Annotated in this window: 14 protein-coding genes; 8 read left to right on the top strand and 6 right to left on the bottom strand. The window is 71.1% G+C overall.

The window, feature by feature from the left end; translation table 11 throughout:
• Positions 1 to 2: 2 nt before the first annotated feature.
• Positions 3 to 416: a DUF6292 family protein gene (locus OG738_RS33405; protein WP_329047082.1), complete on the bottom strand. Its 414-nt coding sequence runs from the start codon at positions 414 to 416 to the stop codon at positions 3 to 5.
• A 157-nt stretch (positions 417 to 573) separates the two neighbouring features.
• Here OG738_RS33405 and OG738_RS33400 point away from each other — a divergent pair, with 157 nt between their 5' ends.
• The 4 genes from OG738_RS33400 to OG738_RS33385 all read left to right on the top strand — a co-directional run bounded on the left by OG738_RS33400 (position 574) and on the right by OG738_RS33385 (position 4,758).
• Positions 574 to 1,965: an FAD-binding oxidoreductase gene (locus OG738_RS33400; RefSeq protein WP_329047080.1), complete on the top strand. Its 1,392-nt coding sequence runs from the start codon at positions 574 to 576 to the stop codon at positions 1,963 to 1,965.
• Complete coding sequence (locus OG738_RS33395) at positions 1,947 to 3,242, top strand: class I SAM-dependent methyltransferase (protein WP_442875828.1); 1,296 nt, start codon at positions 1,947 to 1,949, stop codon at positions 3,240 to 3,242. Before OG738_RS33400 ends, OG738_RS33395 begins: the two co-directional genes overlap by 19 nt.
• 99 nt (positions 3,243 to 3,341) lie before the next feature.
• Complete coding sequence (locus OG738_RS33390) at positions 3,342 to 3,545, top strand: cold-shock protein (protein WP_086680104.1); 204 nt, start codon at positions 3,342 to 3,344, stop codon at positions 3,543 to 3,545.
• Between the two features lie 280 nt (positions 3,546 to 3,825).
• The gene (locus tag OG738_RS33385; RefSeq protein ID WP_329047069.1) at positions 3,826 to 4,758 is read left to right on the top strand and encodes an acyl-CoA desaturase; all 933 of its coding nucleotides are present in this window, start codon (positions 3,826 to 3,828) and stop codon (positions 4,756 to 4,758) included.
• A 21-nt stretch (positions 4,759 to 4,779) separates the two neighbouring features.
• Here OG738_RS33385 and OG738_RS33380 read toward each other — a convergent pair whose 3' ends face one another.
• Complete coding sequence (locus tag OG738_RS33380; RefSeq protein ID WP_329047067.1) at positions 4,780 to 5,796, bottom strand: endo-1,4-beta-xylanase; 1,017 nt, start codon at positions 5,794 to 5,796, stop codon at positions 4,780 to 4,782.
• 69 nt (positions 5,797 to 5,865) lie between these two features.
• Here OG738_RS33380 and OG738_RS33375 point away from each other — a divergent pair, with 69 nt between their 5' ends.
• Complete coding sequence (locus tag OG738_RS33375; RefSeq protein ID WP_329047066.1) at positions 5,866 to 6,936, top strand: LacI family DNA-binding transcriptional regulator; 1,071 nt, start codon at positions 5,866 to 5,868, stop codon at positions 6,934 to 6,936.
• 14 nt (positions 6,937 to 6,950) lie between these two features.
• On the opposite strand, the gene OG738_RS33370 is transcribed toward OG738_RS33375, so the two are convergent.
• The 4 genes from OG738_RS33370 to OG738_RS33355 are packed head-to-tail and all read right to left on the bottom strand — an operon-like array spanning position 6,951 to position 13,083.
• A complete protein-coding gene (locus OG738_RS33370) occupies positions 6,951 to 9,941 on the bottom strand; it encodes a glycosyl hydrolase 115 family protein (protein WP_329056915.1) in 2,991 nt (996 codons plus the stop codon).
• Between the two features lie 54 nt (positions 9,942 to 9,995).
• Complete coding sequence (locus OG738_RS33365; RefSeq protein WP_329047063.1) at positions 9,996 to 10,820, bottom strand: carbohydrate ABC transporter permease; 825 nt, start codon at positions 10,818 to 10,820, stop codon at positions 9,996 to 9,998.
• Entirely contained in the window at positions 10,820 to 11,791 is a 972-nt protein-coding gene (locus OG738_RS33360; RefSeq protein ID WP_329047061.1) for a carbohydrate ABC transporter permease, read from the bottom strand. The genes OG738_RS33365 and OG738_RS33360 overlap by 1 nt, the downstream gene beginning before the upstream one ends.
• The gene (locus tag OG738_RS33355) at positions 11,788 to 13,083 is read right to left on the bottom strand and encodes an extracellular solute-binding protein (protein ID WP_329047059.1); all 1,296 of its coding nucleotides are present in this window, start codon (positions 13,081 to 13,083) and stop codon (positions 11,788 to 11,790) included. Before OG738_RS33355 ends, OG738_RS33360 begins: the two co-directional genes overlap by 4 nt.
• Before the next feature lie 133 nt (positions 13,084 to 13,216).
• Between OG738_RS33355 and OG738_RS33350 the strand changes: the two genes are divergently transcribed.
• From OG738_RS33350 to OG738_RS33340, 3 genes are all read left to right on the top strand, one after another.
• Complete coding sequence (locus tag OG738_RS33350; protein ID WP_329047056.1) at positions 13,217 to 14,227, top strand: LacI family DNA-binding transcriptional regulator; 1,011 nt, start codon at positions 13,217 to 13,219, stop codon at positions 14,225 to 14,227.
• A gap of 69 nt (positions 14,228 to 14,296) precedes the next feature.
• Positions 14,297 to 16,594, top strand: a complete 2,298-nt coding sequence (locus OG738_RS33345) for a beta-glucosidase family protein (RefSeq protein WP_329047054.1) — start codon at positions 14,297 to 14,299, stop codon at positions 16,592 to 16,594.
• Positions 16,591 to 17,808, top strand: coding sequence for an SGNH/GDSL hydrolase family protein (locus OG738_RS33340; RefSeq protein ID WP_329047052.1), 1,218 nt, complete (start codon positions 16,591 to 16,593; stop codon positions 17,806 to 17,808). The genes OG738_RS33345 and OG738_RS33340 overlap by 4 nt, the downstream gene beginning before the upstream one ends.
• Positions 17,809 to 17,840 lie beyond the last annotated feature (32 nt).

Genomic DNA, 17,840 nt, shown 5'->3' with positions numbered 1-17,840 from the left:
CGCTAACGGCCCAGCGCGCCCAGCAGCTCCTCGTGCGCGCCCGGCGCACGCAACGCCGGTGCCTCGAGCGTCCCGGCCTCCGGGTCGTCGGCGCGCAGGGCCGCCAGGAACCGGACCACCGCGCGCGGCTCGGGCAGCACCTCGCCGCCCAGATACGACAGCACCGTCGCCCCGTCGGCGTCCTCGACCGCCGCCGCCCAGCCGTGGGTCTCGTCCCAGACGAGCGCCAGGTCGTGGTCGGGGAAGCGGCTCAGCCGCCAGTCGAGCGCGATGTAGGCGACCGCGGGGGTTCCCGCGTCCAGCGTGCAGGACTCCAGCCCGACCCCCACCCCGCGCGCCACCGCGGCCACGTACCCGCGCAGCCCCCGCTCGAACGAGAACTCCGTGTCGCGCCCGAAATCGATCAGAATGCTCAACGCCGCCTCGCTTTCCCCAGGACGCCCCCGGACGTCGCGGGATCCCCGCGGTCCGAGCGCCGGATACCCCGGCCCCGCGACGATCAACCGCGAAGATCCGGCGGTCATGCCCGACGGCACAGTGCGTCCGCCCTCCCCGTGAGGCAGGATCGAGTCCGTGACCATCGATCAGGCCGGGGTGCCGGAAGCCCGTCCGGGCCCGGCGTTCCCCGAGCACGAAGCCCGCGTCGACGCCCTGCGCCGGCAGCTCACCGCGATCGGCGGCGAAGCCACCGTCCGGCTGGCGAAGCGGACGTCCAACCTCTTCCGCTCCCGAGCCGCCGCGAAACACCCCGGACTGGACGTTTCGGGCTTCACCAACGTGCTGCGCGTCGACCCCGAAACCCGCACCGCCGACGTCGAGGGGATGGTCACCTACGAGCAGCTCGTCGACGCCACCCTGCCGCACGGCCTGATGCCCCTGGTCGTCCCGCAGCTCAAGACCATCACCCTGGGCGGCGCGGTCACCGGCCTCGGCATCGAGTCCTCGTCGTTCCGCAACGGCATGCCGCACGAGTCGGTGCTCGAGCTGGAAATCCTCACCGGGGACGGCCGGATCGTCGTCGCCACGCCGGACAACGAGCACGCGGCTCTCTTCCGCGGCTTCCCCAACTCCTACGGCACCCTCGGCTACGCGCTGCGCCTGAAGATCCTCCTCGAGCCGGTCAAGCCGTTCGTCGAGCTCCACCACGTCCGCTACCACGACCGGGACACCTACTTCCGGGCGCTCACGGAGGCCTGCGACAGCGGCGAGCACGACTTCGTCGACGGCACGGTGTTCGGCCCGGACGAGCTCTACCTGACCCTGGCGAGCTTCACCGACACCGCGCCCGCGACCAGCGACTACACCTGGCTGGACATCTACTACCGGTCGATCCGGGCCCGCGAGACCGACCACCTCACCGTCCGCGACTACCTCTGGCGCTGGGACACGGACTGGTTCTGGTGCTCGCGCGCGTTCGGCGTCCAGCACCGCCTGCCGCGGCTGCTGCTCGGCCGCCGGTTCCTGCGCTCGTCGGTGTACTGGAAGGCCGTGGCGCTCGACCGCCGGCTCAAGATCGCGCAGCGGCTGCTCAAGCTCCGGCGGCTGCCGCCGGAAGAGACGATCGTGCAGGACATCGAGGTGCCGGTCGGCCGGGCCGCGGACTTCCTCGAGTTCTTCGAACGCGAGATCCCGATCAGCCCGGTCTGGATCTGCCCGCTGCGGCAGCGTCCCGGCGGCGTGCGCTGGCCGCTCTACGAGCTGGACCCGGACGCGCTGTACGTCAACTTCGGCTTCTGGTCGGCCGTGCCGCTCGACCCCGGCGAGCGCGACGGCGTGCACAACCGGATGATCGAAGCCGAGGTCACCCGGCTGGGCGGCCACAAGTCGCTCTATTCGGACAGCTTCTACTCCGAGGACGAGTTCTGGCGGCTCTACAACGGCGACACCTACCGGGCGCTCAAGCGGACCTACGACCCGGCCGGGCGCCTGCTCGGCCTCTACGAGAAATGCGTCCGCCGCCGGTGAAAGGAACGAACGTGACCCAGGCAACCACCTCCGTCGGCGAGGTCTTCGAGCGGCTTCTCGGCCCCCGCGCGACCGTGTCGATCACCGCCTACGACGGCAGCAGCAGCGGCCCGGCCGACGCGCCGGTCGCCATCCAGGTGCGCTCGCCGCTCGCGCTGGACTACCTGATGTCCTCCCCCGGCGACCTCGGCCTCGCCCGCGCGTACGTCGCGGGCGCGCTCGACGTCACCGGCGACCTCTACACCGCGCTGCACGCGCTCTCGGCCCAGGTCGACCAGCTCACCCCGGCCGACCGGCTGTGGCTGCTGCGCAAGCTCGGCCCCCGCCACCTGCGGGTCGTCAAGCCGCCCGCCGAGGAGCACCCGAGCCGGTTCCGGCGCGGGATGACCGCTTTGCGGCACTCCAAGAGCCGCGACAGCGAGGCCATCGCCAGCCACTACGACGTGTCCAACCGGTTCTACGAGCTGGTCCTCGGCCCGTCGATGGCCTACACGTGCGCGGTCTTCCCGGAGGCGGACGCTTCGCTGGAGGAGGCGCAGTTCCACAAGTTCGACCTGGTCTGCCGCAAGCTCGGCCTCCAGCCGGGGATGAAACTGCTCGACGTCGGCTGCGGCTGGGGCGGGATGGTCGCGCACGCCGTCCGCCACTACGGCGTCGAGGCGCTCGGCGTCACGCTTTCGCGCGAGCAGGCCCAGTGGGCGCAGAAGAACATCGTGGCCCTCGGCCTGGCCGACCGCGCGGAGGTCCGCCACCTGGACTACCGGGACGTCACCGAGACCGGGTTCGACGCGATCTCGTCGATCGGCCTGACCGAGCACATCGGCGCCCGGAACGTGCCCGGCTACTTCCGGTTCCTCGCCGAGAAGCTCAAGCCGCACGGGCGCCTGCTCAACCACTGCATCACCAACCCGGACACCAGCGTCGCCCACCGCTCGCGCGGGTTCATCGACCGCTACGTCTTCCCGGACGGCGAGCTCGAGGCGCCGGGCGAGCTCGTCACGGCCATGCACGACGCCGGCCTCGAGGTCCGGCACTCGGAGAACCTCCGCGAGCACTACGGGCTGACCCTGGCCGGGTGGTGCGCGAACCTCGACGAGCACTGGGACGAGGCCGTCGCCGAGGCCGGTGCCGGGCGCAGCCGGGTGTGGGCGCTGTACCTCGCGGCCTGCCGATTGGCCTTCGAACGGCGCGAGATCGAGCTGCACCAGATCCTCGGCGTGCGGACCGATCGCGAGGGCGGGATGGGCATGCCGCTGCGGCCCGATTGGGGTGTTTGACACCGAGCGTGCCCCACGCGGACGGGAATGGGAGGATGATGGTGAGACCGGGGTGTCCGATCGGGGTGCCCAGGCTCACTACAAAGAGTAGGTATTGGTATGGCTCAGGGCAGTGTCAAGTGGTTCAACGGCGAAAAGGGCTTCGGCTTCATCGCCCAGGATGGCGGGGGCCCGGACGTGTTCGTCCACTACTCCGAGATCCAGGGCACCGGATTCAAGTCCCTCGATGAGGGCCAGCGGGTGGAGTTCGAAATCGGCCAGGGCCAGAAGGGCCCCCAGGCCCAGCGCGTCAGCGTCATCTGAGCCACGAGGCATTGAAGGCCCTCGCCCTCCGGGGCGGGGGCCTTTCTCGTGCCCGGCCACACTGCGGATTTACAACGGTCAGGTAACGTAGGAGGAGTCGAGAGCCCCCTCGGATGCCGGCGTCCCGCCGGTCTCACTCCCGACCCGGGGCCGCCAGGCCGATCGCCGAACAGGAGCGGCGACCCGCCCGGCCCACCGCAGACCGCTGACCGCCGGGTGTGCCGCCCCCGGCCCCGCGCGTGAGCCTCGCTCCGCGCGATGACCTCGAAACGAGTAGTGCATGACAGCCTCCGTGAAGGCTCCCCGCCCCGTCGCCAAACCCGTGCTCTCCGGCCGTCAGACCGTGGCCGAGCTGATCACCATCCGCACGTTCCTGCTGGTCCCGTTCCTCGCGCTCGCCGCAGCCGTCCCGGTGTTCTGGGGCTGGGGCGTCAGCTGGCTCGACCTGACCATCGGCGGCGGGTTCTTCGTGGTGTCGACGCTCGGCATCACCGTCGGCTACCACCGCTACTTCACGCACGGCGCGTTCCGGGCGAAGCGGGCGCTGCGGATCGCGCTGGCCGTCGCCGGCGGCCTCGCGGCGCAGGGCCCGGTGATCGGCTGGGTCGCCGACCACCGCCGCCACCACGCGTTCTCCGACCGTGACGGCGACCCGCACTCGCCGTGGCTGTTCGGCACGTCGCCGGTGGCGCTCGCCCGCGGCTTCTGGCACGCCCACATGGGCTGGCTGTTCGGGCGCGACAAGACCAACGTCGACCGGTTCGCCCCCGACCTGGCGGCCGACCGCGACATGCGCGTCGTCGACCGGCTCTTCCCGGTGTGGGTGGTGGCGAGCCTGCTGCTCCCGCCGCTGCTCGGCGGCCTGATCACGCTGTCGTGGTGGGGCGCCCTGACCGCGTTCCTCTGGGCCGGCCTGGCGCGGATCTCGTTCCAGCACCACGTGACGTGGTCGGTGAACTCGATCTGCCACATGATCGGCGAACGCCCGTTCACCAGCCGCGACCGCTCGGCGAACTTCTGGCCGCTGGCCATCCTGTCGATGGGCGAGTCCTGGCACAACACCCACCACGCGGACCCGACGTCGGCCCGCCACGGCGCGCAGCGCGGGCAGATCGACATCTCGGCGCGGGTCATCTGGGCGTTCGAGAAGCTCGGCTGGGCGTGGAACGTGCGGTGGCCGACCGCCAAGCGGCTGGCAGCGCTCGCGCGCTGAGCCGCTCGCGGCTGGCCCCGGTCAGGGGTTGATGCGCAGGTACGCCGGCTTGGGGCGCAGGTTCTCGTCGAACAGGCAGGCCGCGCCCTCGCCGGGGAACACGCCCGGCACCCACGAATGCCGGTCCGTGAAGCCCCACGTCGTGAACTCGACGCACCGCCGGACCGCCTGGCAGCCGTCCCACAGCCGGTCGAAGTAGCTCGCCTGCGTGTCGAGCTTCGCCGCGTCGGGCGGGGTCGGGATCCGGACGTCGGCCTCGGTGATCGCGACGTCCACGCCGAGCCGCGTCAGGCGGGCCAGGTTTTCGCGGTACTCCGCCGGGAAGCCGTACTGGATCGACAGGTGCGCCTGGACCCCGACGCCGCCGATCGGGACGCCCTGCCGCTTGAGCGTCTTCACCAGGTCGTACACCGCGTCGCTCTTCGGGTTGATCCCTTCGATGTTGTAGTCGTTGAGGTACAGGGTCGCCGCCGGGTCGGCCGCGTGCGCCCAGCGGAACACGTCCGCGACGAAGCCGTCGCCGAGCTTCTGCCGGAAGACGGTGTCGCGGCGCGTGCCGTCCTCGTTGAACAGCTCGTTGACGACGTCCCAGGCCCGGATCTTTCCCCGGTACCGCTGGACTTCCGTCGTGATGTGGTCGTGCAGGACGCGGCGCAGCTCGTCGGCGGGCAGCGCGGCGACCCAGTCCGGCAGCTGGGAGTGCCAGACCAGCGTGTGGCCGCGGACGGTCTTGTGGTGCGCCTGCGCGTACCGGACGATCGCGTCGGCGCCCGACCAGTCGTACTGGCCGCGCACGGGTTCGACCACCCCCCATTTCATCTCGTTCTCGGGCGTCACGTTGTCGAATTCACGCGTGAGCACGGCCCGGTAATCGGGTTCGTCCGCCAGGTACGCCGCGCCGACGGCACTGCCGACGTAGCGGTGCGTGATGTCTTTCAGCGGAACGGACGCCGATGCCGTGGGCACCTGCCACACGGCAATGCCCGCAGCGAGCGCGACGACCACCAGAGCGCGTTTAATAGGAATACTTCTCAGCATCTCTTTCCTTCCGTTTTTCGAAAGTTTCGAGCGTGTCAAACCGGGTTTCGATGACCTAGAATCTCCTTCATGACAACGAAGTCCGATGATCCCGCGCCGGTCGCGTCCCGCATCACCATCGCCCGGATCGCCGCCGAGACCGGGGTTTCCGTGCCGACCGTTTCGAAAGTGCTGAACGGCCGGCCCGACGTCGCCGAAAGCACCCGCGCCCGCGTGGAAGCGGTCATCGGGAAATACGGCTACCGCCGCCGCGCCGACGAACGGTCCCGCCGTTCCCGGTTGCTGGAACTGATGTTCCACGAACTCGAAAGCACGTGGGCCCTGGAAATCATCCGCGGGGTCGAGTGCGTCGCCCGCGAAAACGGAATGGCGGTCGTGCTCGCGGAATCGTCGGGCCGCCACACGCCCGGGCAGAGCTGGCTGGAAAGCGTGCTGGCGCGGCGGCCGGTCGGTATCGTCTCGGTCTGCTCCGACTTCACCGGCGGCCAGCTGGCGAAGCTGCGGGCCCGGGACATCCCGCTCGTCGTCGTCGACCCGGCCGGCGCGCCCGGACCGGAGACGCCCTCGATCGGGGCCACGAACTGGCAGGGCGGGCTGACCGCCACCCGGCACCTGGTGGAGCTGGGGCACCGCCGGATCGCGATGATCGGCGGGCCGGACGGCGTGCTGTGCAGCCGCGCCCGGATCGACGGCTACCGCACGGCGCTGGAGACGGCCGGCCTGGCGTTCGACCCGGCGCTGGTCCGCCGCGGCGACTTCCACGTCCGGTCGGGGTACCGCGAGCTGGCGTCACTGCTGACCCTCCCCGACCGCCCGACGGCGGTGTTCGCGGGCAGCGACCTGCAGGCCCTGGGCGTGTACGAGGCCGCGCGCGACGCAGGTCTGCGCATCCCGGACGACCTGAGCGTGATCGGCTTCGACGACCTCCCGGTGGCCCGGTGGCTGACCCCGGAGCTGACGACGATCCGCCAGCCCCTCCAGGAAATGGCGGCGGCGGGTGCGCGCCTGGCCATTTCGCTGGCCCGCGGGACGCACCCGGAAAGCCACCGGCTGGAGCTGGCGACGAGCCTGGTGGTCCGCCAGAGCACCGCCGCGCCCGCCCACCAGGCGCCCCGGGTGGTTTCGGCCGGCCGGGCCTGAGCCGTGGCCACCCCTCATCCCGGCCACCGCATGCTCTCCGGCGGCCCCAGATAGCTCGGCCGCAGCCCACCGGTGTCGACCACCAGCTTCTGGACCACCACCGCCGGATCCACCATCCACACCTTCAGCACGTGCGGGCCCGCCGCCGCCACCTCGTGCCGCGTCGACGTCAGGTTCACGTTGTCCGAGGTCGTCCGCTCCCACTGGCGGTTCATCGTCAGGTCGTCCGCGCCCGTGGCCTTCGTGATGTTCACGACCTGCGGTTGCGCGTCGTCGAACGCCACCGCGTACCGCAAACCGTCCCCCGGTAGGACATTCGCGCGCGGCGAGAGGTACGCCCACAGCGTCACCGGGCCGGCCGTGAACAGCGTCATCCGGTACTCCAGCCGCGGCCCGGCCCCCGCCGCGCGACTCGCCGCGGTGACCGGGAACGGCGTCATCCCCGCGCCCGTCCGGCCCAGGTCCGGGATCGACCGCCACGCGACCTCTCCGGCGGGGACGTTCGCGCTGCAGTGCGCGGCCTCCATGGACACGTACCCGCCGGCCTCGACGAACCCGCGCCGCCACGGCAACGGCACCGAGGGATTCCGGACCACCGCGTCCACTTCCACCGACCGATCCGCGCCCGACACCGTGATCGGCACGGTCGTGGCTCCCTTCGGCGCCCGGCTCCAGTCGATCCGCACGGTCATCCGCAGCTCCTCCTCGACCCGGCCGCCGCGCGGCTCGACCAGCACCCACGGCGCACCGGTCGAAACCGTGCACCGGAACGGCGTCCGGCCGCGGTTGAACACGTCGATGTACTGGGCGGGCGCGCTCTGGAACGGACTGAATTCCGGCAGCGCCGGCCGCCCCGCCGCGCCCGGCCACGCCTCCACGGACCCGTCCACGGCGACCCCCAGGGAGGCAGCCGAGGGCAGCGAAAGCCGCTTCACCGCGGGAAAGAGCACGTCGGGCAACGCCACGTTGTTCAGCTCCGGCTGCTGCCAGGGCGCGTTCGGGCCGTAGCGCGCGATGTCGCCGTAGTCGATGTGCGGCTGGGTCTGGAACCCCTTCCACTTGCCGCCCGCGATGCCGGTGTTGTACTTCTCCGCCAGCGCGAGGTCGTCGGCGAAGCGGGCCTCGGCGACAGCGGCGAGCCCGTTAGCCGAAGCCCTTCCCTGGGCCGCGTAAAGCAGGTTCGTGAACTCGGCGCGGCGCAACGCGTAGAGGTTCGCCGACGCCGTGACCTCGTACGAAACCAGTTCGTAGTAGGCGTCCCGGTAAGCCGCGGGCAGCCGGGCCGCGATGCGAGCCGCCCGCGCCGCGAGATCCTGCCATTCGTCGGTGACCCGGTCCAGCTCGCGGTAGCCGACCAGGCTGAACGGCGTCGCCTGGTCGTCGTAGGTGATCGCCCCGGAGGCGTCGATCGTGATCCGGCGGTTCAGCAGCTCCGGCTTCCGGCGGGACTGGAGCCGCCCGTAGTCGTGCAAGACCGACGCGATGTCGGAAGCCGGCGCGGACCCGAAGTTCGCCGCGGCGAACGCACGCTCCCCGGTGGACAAGCGCGACGCCGGCCACGCCGACGGGTCCCACGCGTAGTCGAGGAAGAACTGCAGCGGCAGTTCGTTGCCCTTCACGTCCCCGACGTTCGCGACCCACAATCGGTCGTTGCCGTACGCCACGGCCTGGTGCAGCTGCTCCCACGTGTTCGCGAGCAGGGCGGTGTCGACCCACTTGTAGTTGCGCCCGCCCCCGACGTAGTCGAAGTGGTAGTACAGCCCGTACCCGCCGGGGTGCGGGGGCAGCGAGAGGTCCGGGTGCTTGCGGATGTTGCCCCAGTTGTCGTCGGTGAAGACCACGATGACGTCGTCGGGCGGGCGCAGGCCCTGCGCCCAGTACCGCTGGACCTCCTTGTACAGCGTCCAGACCTGTGGGACGTCGGTGCTCAGCTCGCGGGCGAGGATGTCCCGCTCGGCGGCGATGATCTCCGACATCAGCTCGATGCCGTCGCCGTCGGGGAGGCTCACGTCGCCGTTGCCGCGCATGCCGAGCGTGACGACGCCTTCGAAGCCCTCGCGGGCCATCCGGCGGATGCCGTCGGTCCAGTAGGCCTTGATCGCGACGCCGTTGCGGCGGAAGCTCCACTCCCCGGTGCCGCCGTACGGGTCGTGGCCGGGCGTCGTGATGATCCCGGCGGCGTCGCGGACGGCCGGGACCGCGTGCCGGTTCCACTCCTCGATCCCGCGCATCATCGGCGCCTCGTGCGAGGTGCCCATCACGATGCCGTACTCCTTGGCCGTCGCGTGGTTGAGCGAGTCGTCCTCGGCGAACGCGCGGCCCCACACCGCCGGCCACAGGTAGTTGGCCCGCAGCCGCAGCATCGTCTCGAAGACCTTGGCGAAGAACAGGTGGTTGAAGCCGTTCGGGAAGCCCGGCGCGAGACCCGGCCCGAAGAAGGCCGGCGCCCAGGTGCCGAGCGCCGGGTTCTCGTCGTTGATGAAGAACCCGCGGTACTTCACGTGCGGTGTGCCCAGGCTGAACCGCTCGCCCGGCAGGTGCAGTTCCGGCGTCCGCGCAGGCGGGACGTCGGCCCACCAGTACCACGGCGAGACGCCGATCCGCCGGGAAACCTCGTACACGCCGTAGATCACGCCGCGCTGGTCGCTGCCGGTGAGCACCAGCTGCCCGTCGACGACCTGGCTCAGCGACGTCTCCCACTTCCCGGCGATCCCGGTGACGTCGAGCTTTCCCGCCGCGACCAGCCCGTCGACCAGCGGACTGTGGCCGAACGTGCCGACCAGCACCACTGGTCCGTGGTCGGGAACCACGTTCGACACGGCCGGCCGCACGCCCGTGACGCGCTCGACGTCGGCGGCCAGGTCGCCGACGACCCGCCGGACTCCCGGCAGATCTGCGGCGCTCACCACGATCGTCGCGGCCGTTCCCCGCGACACCAGCGGGAACCCGGTCCCGGCTTCGGCGAGGCCCGGCAAGGCGGCGGATCCCGCCCCGGCCAGGGCCATCAACTGCAAGAAGGCACGACGGTGTACCTCGGACGGCACGGCAGACCTCCTGAGTCAGCCCTTCACGGATCCGGTCAGCCCGCCGACGATGCGCCGTTCGGCGAGCACGAAGAACGCGAGTGCCGGGATCATCGACAACGCGGTGAACGCGAGCACCCGGGCGGTGTCCTGGGAGTACTGGGACTGGAACGTGGCGACGCCGAGCGGGAGGGTGAAGTGCGCGGAGTCGTTGAACACCAGCAGGGGCAACAGGTAGGCGTTCCAGCTGGTGACGAAGGCGAGCACGCCGACCGTGGTCAGCGCGGGCGCCGACAGCGGCAGCAGGATGCGCCAGAAGAACCCGAGCCTGCTCGCGCCGTCGAGCACGGCGGCGTCCTCGAGCTCGCCCGGGATGGCGTGCATGAACGGGCGCAGGATCACGACCGTCACCGGCAACGAAAACGCCGCCTCGGGGATCGCGACGCCCCAGAAGCTCTCGAGCATGCCGAGCTGACGCAGCCACAGGTACAGCGGCAGCGTCGCCACCGTGAGCGGGAACAGCAGGCCGAGGGTGAACAGCGTGTACAGCGCCTCCCGGCCCTTGAACTGGTACCGGGAAAGCGCGTACCCGGCCATCGAGCCCAGGCCGACGGCGACCACGGTCGCGATCACCGCGATCACCGCGCTGTTGCCGAGGAACGTCCAGAACGCGCTCGAGCCGAGGACCGAGGCGTAGTTGTCGGTGACCCACGGGCCGGGCAGGCCGGCCGGGTCGTTGTTGATCTGGGCGTTGGTGCGGAACCCGCCGAGCACCACGAACAGCAGCGGCACGACGGTCACGCCGAGCACGACGATCGCCGCGAGGTACCCCATCGACAGGCCGAACCGGCGCGAACGCATCAGCTCACCATCCTCGTCAGGGCCCCTTGGGTGTCCCGGCGGAGCGCGAACCGCTGGTACAACAGGGCGAACACGAAGCAGATGACGAACAGGATCACCGCCACCGCCGAGCCGAACCCGAACTCGTAGCGCTTGAACCCGTGGTCGACCAGGTAGGTCGCCATCGTCGCCGACGCGTTCGCCGGGCCGCCCAGCGTCATGATCCAGACCACGTCGAACAGCTGCAGCGAACCGATCACCGAAAGGAAGATCCAGATCCGGATGGTCGGCCCGAGCAGCGGCAGCACGACGTGCCGGGTGGTCTGCCACGCCGATGCGCCGTCGAGCGCGGCGGCCTCGCGCAGCTCCGCCGGCACGCCCTGGAGACCGGCGAGCAGCAGGATGATGCCGAACCCGATGTACTTCCAGGTGATCACCGCGAACATCGTGTAGAGCACGATGCCCGGGTCGGCCAGCCACTGGTGGACCAGGCCGCCGAGCCCGGCGCCCTTCAGCACCTGGTCGGCGAACCCGTTCGGCTGGAGCATGAGCACCCAGATCACCGCGGTGATCGCCTCGGAGAGCACGTACGGCGCGAACACCAGCGCGCGCAGCACCGCGCGGCCCCGCAGCTTGCGATTGAGCAGCATCGCCAGCCCGATCGACAGCGGCAGCTGCACCACGATCGACAGCCCCGCGATGATCAGGTTGTGCACGATCGCGCCCTGGAACACCGTGCCGGTGAAGGCGTCGACGTAGTTGTCGAGACCGATGAACCTGTCGAGCGGGCCGAAGCCGTTCCACTGGAACAGGCTGTAGAAGGCGGCGATCCCGATCGGCACCAGGACGAACCCGGCGAACACCAGCAGGGCCGGCCCGAGCAAGAGCACCAGCTCGAGCCGTTTTCGCAGGCTCGGACGTTTCCTTCGGGCGCGGACCGCCGGTGCGGACGGCCGCTGCGCCGTCCGCACCGGGGTCGTCGCCGTGGTCACTTGTTGCCCGCCGCGGCCTGGTTGACGGCGGTCACGATGCCTTCGGGGGTGCCCTGGCCGGCGAACATGCTGGCGACCGCGTCGTTCAGCGCGGCGCCGACCGCGGTCGGGAACGCCCGGTCGAAGTACATCTGCAGGTACGGCGACTTCGTGCCGTAGTCGTAGACGGCCCGCAGCGTGTCGGTCTTCAGCGATTTCGCGGCCACGGTGTTGACGGGGAGGCCGGCCCCCTGGGCGGCGAGCTGCGTCTGCACCGGCTCGCTTCCCAGGTACTGCAGGAAGTCCGCGCACGCCTTCGACGCGCGGGTGGTGCAGGCGAAACCGTCGCCGCCGCCGAGCACGGCCGCCGGGTCGCCCTGCCCGCCCGCCACGGACGGGAACGGGAACCAGCCGACCTTCGAGTCCAGTTGCTTGTCGTCGGTCAGGGCCGACATCGTGCCGGGTTCCCAGTCGCCCTGCAGTTCCATCGCGGCCTTGCCGTTGGCGACCAGGCCGGCGGAGCTGCCGGCGCCCTGCTGGGCCGGCGTGCCGGCGAACCCGGTCTGGAACGGCTGCGTGGCCAGGAAGCTCTTCAGGTCCTGCGCGGCCTTCGTCCAGCACGGGTCTTCGAGCTTGACCGCCTTCACCGACTGCTTCAGCACATCGACCGAGCATTCGCGGACCGCGAAGTAGTTGAAGTAGAAGGCGTCGGGCCAGCGGTCCTTGCCACCGACCGAGATCGGCGCGATGTTCTTCGCCTTCAGCTGCGAGACGGCGGTGTTCAGCTCGTCCATCGTCTTCGGCGGGGTGGTGATCCCCGCCTGCTGGAAGAGGTCCTTGCGGTACCAGAATCCGACGAAGTGCTGCTCGAACGGCACGCCGTACTGCCTGCCGTCGACCTGCCAGTTCTCCCCGAACTTGCCGGTGGTCTGGGTGATCCACGACTTCGTGGCGTCGGTGATGTCGGCGACCTTGCCCGAGGTGATCTGCGAAGCCAGGTCGCCGGCGCCCCAGGACTGGTAGACGTCCGGCGGCTCGGCCCCCTGCAGCGCGAGCGGGACCTTGGTGGGGAAGTCCTCGTTCTGCAGCGGCTGCGCCTTGATCGTGACATCGGGGTGCGCCTGGTGGTAGTCGGCGACGACCTTTTCCCAGATCGACTTGATCGGGTCGGTGGTGCCGTTGTGCCACCAGGTGAGGGTGACCGGCCCGCTCGGCTGCGCGGGGGCGTCGCTCCCCCCGCTGCACGCCGAAAGGGCGAGCGGGACCACGGCCGCCAGGGCGGCGAGAACGGGGATCCGGTGTTTCAGAGACATCTTGGGTCCACTCCTGACGACTTCGGCCGAGTTGGACGGGGCGCGACTGCACCCGGGTTGGCGAAGAGTTTGCTCCCGGGTAAATCGGATGTCAATCGTTGTCGATAACGTTTTACATGGCTAGTCTGAGCCGATGCAGCCCAGTTCCAGGGTGACCATCCGTGACGTCGCGGCCCACGCCGGCGTCTCGGTGGCCACGGTGTCCAAAGTGATCAACGAGCGCTACGGCGTCTCCGCCGCGACGCTCGCGAAGGTCCGCGCGGTGATCGAAGAGCTCGGGTACGAGGCGAGTCTCGTGGCGCAGAGCCTGCGCAACCACCGGACCAACGTGATCGGGATCCTGGTCGCCGACCTCGAACCGTTCTCCACCGAGCTGCTCAAGGGCGCCGCCGACGCCATCCGCGGCAGCGGGTTCGAGCTCGTCGTCTACTCCGCGGGCGGCCGCACCGGCGACCCGGTCGGCTGGGAAAAGCGGTACCTGTCCCGCCTTTCCGGCACGCTCGTCGACGGCGCCGTGCTGGTCACGCCCGCCGTCTCGCTCGAAGCCGTGCCCGGCACGCCGGTCGTCGCGGTCGACCCGCACACCGGCCCGTCGCACCTGCCCACCATCGACTCCGACAACCTGCGCGGCGCGCAGCTGGCCACCGAGCACCTCCTGGACCTCGGGCACCGGCGGATCGCGTTCCTCGCCGGCCGTCCCGACCTCGAATCGGCGTCGCTGCGCAAGGCGGGCTACCTGCGGGCGCTCGAGGCCGCGGGCGTGCCTGCCGACGAGAGCCTGATCCGGATCGGCGCCTACGACCCGGAAGTCTCGGCGGCGTCGGCCCACGACCTGCTGACCGGCCCGGACCGCCCGACCGCGGTGTTCGCCGCGAACGACATCTCGGCCATCGCGACCGTCGGCGCGGCCCGCGAGCTGGGCCTTTCCGTGCCGGACGACCTTTCCGTGGTCGGCTTCGACAACGTCCCCGAGTCCGCGCTCTGCAGCCCGCCACTGACCACAGTGGACCAGCCGATCCGGGAGATGGGCCACCGGGCGATCAGCATGCTCATCGCGCTGATCAACGGCGACGAGGTCGGGCGCACCCACGTCACGCTCGACACCGGCCTGGTGGTGCGGAGCTCCACCCGCGCCCTCCCCTGATCCGGTGCCATCCGGGGCATCGCCACCCGCAACCCCGAAAGCTCCCCTCCTGACGAAGGGCGGAAAGCCTTGACCACGCAGCCTGCCACGGCCTCCGAACCGTGGCGAGACCCCGCGGCCGACCCGGGCGAGCGCGTCCGCGCCCTGATGGCGCGGATGACCCTCCGCGAGAAGCTCGCCCAGCTCTACGGCGTCTGGGTCGGCATCGACGCCGGCGGGGAAATGGCGCCGCACCAGCACGAGTTCGTCGACGCCGCGGTCGACCTCGACGCACTGGTCCGCCACGGCATCGGCCAGCTGACCCGCGTCTTCGGCACCCGGCCCGTCGACCCGCTGACCGGGGCGCACAGCCTCGCGCGCACGCAGCGCCAGATCGTCTCCAGCAACCGGTTCGGCATCCCCGCCGTCGTCCACGAGGAGTGCCTGACCGGGCTGGCCGCGTGGCAGGCGACGATCTACCCGGCGCCGTTGTCGTGGGGCGCGACGTTCGACCCCGACCTGGTGCGCCGGATGGGCGCGCGCATCGGGCAGACCATGCGGGGACTCGGCGTGCACCAAGGGCTCGCGCCGGTCCTCGACGTCGCGCGCGACCTGCGCTGGGGCCGCGTCGAAGAGACGATCGGCGAGGACCCGTACCTGGTCGGGACGATCGGGGCCGCGTACGTCGCCGGCCTCGAGTCCGCCGGCGTCGTCGCGACGCTCAAGCACTTCGTCGGCTATTCCGCCTCGCGCGCCGGGCGCAACCTCGCCCCGGTTTCGGCCGGGCCGCGGGAGATCGCGGACGTCCTGCTCCCGCCGTTCGAGCTGGCCCTGCGCGCGGGGGCCCGCTCGGTGATGAACACCTACACCGACATCGACGGCGTCCCCGGCGCCGCCGACCCGGCCCTGCTGACCGGGCTGCTGCGCGACACCTACGGCTTCACCGGCACGGTCGTCTCCGACTACTTCTCCGTGGCGTTCCTGCACCGGCTGCACGGGGTCGCGGCCGACCGCGCCGACGCGGCCGGGCAGGCGCTGGCCGCGGGCATCGACGTCGAGCTGCCGACCATGGACTGCTACGGCGAGCCGCTGCTCGCCGCGGTGGAAGGGGGCGCGGTCGACGCCGCCGCCGTCGACCGCGCCCTCGAGCGGGTGCTGCGCCAAAAGTGCGAGCTGGGGCTGCTCGACGCCGACTGGGCGCCGGCGGTGCCCGAGGAGGTCGACCTCGACGACGCTCCTTCGCGCGCACTGGCGCGGGAGGTGGCGGAGAAGTCGATCGTGCTGCTGCACAACGACGGGACGCTGCCCCTCTCCCCCGGCGCGCGCCTCGCCGTGGTCGGGCCACGCGCGGACGCGGCGGGCGCGATGCTCGGCTGCTACTCGTTCCCGCTGCACGTCGGCGTCCACCACCCGGACGTCCCGTTCGGCGTCTCGGTGCCGACCGTGGTGGAGGCCCTGCGGTCGTCCTTCGACGTCACGTACGCGCTGGGCTGCCCGGTCACCGGTGGCGACGACGACGGGATCGCCGAAGCCGTGGCGGCCTGCGCGGACGCGTCCGTCTGCGTGGCTGTGCTGGGCGACCGGGCGGGACTGTTCGGCGGGGGGACGTCCGGAGAGGGCTGCGACGCGCCGGACCTGCGGCTGCCAGGCCGTCAGGAGGAACTCCTCGAAGCACTCCTGGCCACCGGCAAGCCGGTCGTCGTGGTCCTGCTGTCGGGACGTCCCTACGAGCTTTCCCGGCAGATCGACCGGCTGGCGGCCGTGGTCTGCGGGTTCTACCCCGGCGAGGAGGGCGCGCCGGCGCTGGAAGGTGTCCTCAGTGGACGGATCGATCCGTCCGGGCGGCTGCCGGTCAGCTTCCCGGCGGCCGGGGCGAGCCAGCCGTCGACGTACCTCGCGGCGCCGCTCGGCCGTCGCAGCGAGGTGAGCACGATCGACCCGTCGGCGTTGTTCCCGTTCGGGCACGGGCTGTCGTACGCGCCGGTGACCTGGGTCGACGTCAGCGCCACGGGCTCGCTGTGGCCGACCGACGGCGTGTGCCGGGTCCAGGTGAGGCTGCGCAACGACCACGCCCGGCCCGCGTCGGAAGTCGTCCAGGTGTACCTGCACGACCCGGTGGCGGAGGTCGCGCGCCCCGAGCGTCAGCTCATCGCGGCCCGGCGGGTCTCGGTCGAGCCGGGGGCGACGGTCGTGGTGGACATCGGGTTGCACGCCGATCTGACGTCGTACACCGGTCGGGCCGGTCGGCGCCTGGTCGAGCCCGGCGACGTCGAGCTGCGGGTCGGGACGTCGAGCGAGCAGATCGTGGCGACCCTGCACTGCACGCTCACCGGACCGCGGCGGCACGTCGGCTTCGAGCGGGTGCCGGCTCCGGAGTTCGGGTCGTGAAACGGTCCTTCGCGGTCTGCTGCCTCGCGGTCCTGACCGCGTTGTTCGTGGGTGCCTCCGGCCGTCCGCCCGACTCGCGGTGGGTGGCGACGTGGACGTCGATGCCGCAGCTGACGGAACCGGCGAACCTGCCGCCGGCGCCGTTCACCGGGACCGACCGGGTGCTGGACAACGCTTCCCTGCGGCAGACGGCGCATGTGTCGGTTGGCGGGCCGCGGATCCGCCTGCGGTTCTCGAACGCCTTCGGCGGAGCGCCGTTGCCGCTGACTTCCGTTGCCGTGGCCCGTCCGGTCTCCGGCGCCGCCGGGGTCAGCGCGATCACGCCCGGGAGCTCGGTGCCGGTGACGTTCCACGGCAAGCCGTCGACGACGGTCCCGAGCGGCGCGCAGGTGGTGTCCGACCCGCTGCCGTTCCCGGTACGCGCCTTCGAGAACATCACGGTGACGGCTTACCTGGCGCACGGTCAGCATTCGCTGTCGATCACCTCCCACCCGGGCTCGCGCACGACGTCGTACCTGATCGCGGGCGACCAGGTGAGCGCCACGGACCTGCCGGGCGCGACGCCGGTCGACCACTGGTACTTCCTGAGCGGCATCGAAGTGCTCTCGCCGGCATCGGCGGTCGCGGTGATCGGGGATTCGCTGTCCGACGGCCGCGGCTCGACGACCAACGGCAACGACCGCTGGCCGGACGTGCTGGCGTCCCGGATACCGTCGGCCGTGGTCAACGAAGCCGCGGGTGGCAACCGAGTGCTGCAGGACGGCCTCGGCCCGAACGTCCTGGCCCGCCTCGACCGCGACCTGCTGGCTCAGAGCGGCGTCTCGCGGGCGATCGTCTTCGAGGGGATCAACGACCTCGGCACGGCCGCTCCGGACGCCGCCGCGGCCACGGCGTCGGATCTGATCGACGCGTACGACCAGATCCTGACGCGCGCCCACGCGGCCGGGATCCAGGTCTACGGCGCGACGTTGACGCCGTTCGGCGGCAACGAGGGGTACGACAACCCGCTGCGCGAAGCGGCGCGGACTTCGGTGAACACGTGGATCCGCGGCCATTTCGACGCGGTCCTCGACTTCGACCGCGTGGCCCGCGACCCGGCGGCACCGACCCGGCTGCTGCCCGCCTACGACGTCGGCGACCACCTGCACCTGAATCCGGCCGGGTATCGCGCGCTGGCTTCGAGCGTACCGGCAGGGCTATTCCGGAATGGCTGACGGAATGGGATCGGGCCAGAAAGTGGACAATT

Origin of the sequence: Amycolatopsis sp. NBC_01488, from assembly GCF_036227105.1 — a bacterium.
Classification (GTDB): Bacteria; Actinomycetota; Actinomycetes; order Mycobacteriales; family Pseudonocardiaceae; genus Amycolatopsis.
Note: the sequence above shows the minus strand (reverse complement) of the source record. Positions and strands in the feature narration are given on the sequence as shown.

Coding starts and splice junctions, on each gene's coding strand:
- OG738_RS33350 (WP_329047056.1), top strand. CDS start 13,217: ATGCAGCCCAGTTCCAGGGTGACCATCCGTGACGTCGCGGCCCACGCC.
- OG738_RS33375 (WP_329047066.1), top strand. CDS start 5,866: ATGACAACGAAGTCCGATGATCCCGCGCCGGTCGCGTCCCGCATCACC.
- OG738_RS33355 (WP_329047059.1), bottom strand. CDS start 13,083: ATGTCTCTGAAACACCGGATCCCCGTTCTCGCCGCCCTGGCGGCCGTG.
- OG738_RS33365 (WP_329047063.1), bottom strand. CDS start 10,820: ATGCGTTCGCGCCGGTTCGGCCTGTCGATGGGGTACCTCGCGGCGATC.
- OG738_RS33370 (WP_329056915.1), bottom strand. CDS start 9,941: ATGGCCCTGGCCGGGGCGGGATCCGCCGCCTTGCCGGGCCTCGCCGAA.
- OG738_RS33385 (WP_329047069.1), top strand. CDS start 3,826: ATGACAGCCTCCGTGAAGGCTCCCCGCCCCGTCGCCAAACCCGTGCTC.
- OG738_RS33390 (WP_086680104.1), top strand. CDS start 3,342: ATGGCTCAGGGCAGTGTCAAGTGGTTCAACGGCGAAAAGGGCTTCGGC.
- OG738_RS33395 (WP_442875828.1), top strand. CDS start 1,947: ATGCGTCCGCCGCCGGTGAAAGGAACGAACGTGACCCAGGCAACCACC.
- OG738_RS33380 (WP_329047067.1), bottom strand. CDS start 5,796: ATGCTGAGAAGTATTCCTATTAAACGCGCTCTGGTGGTCGTCGCGCTC.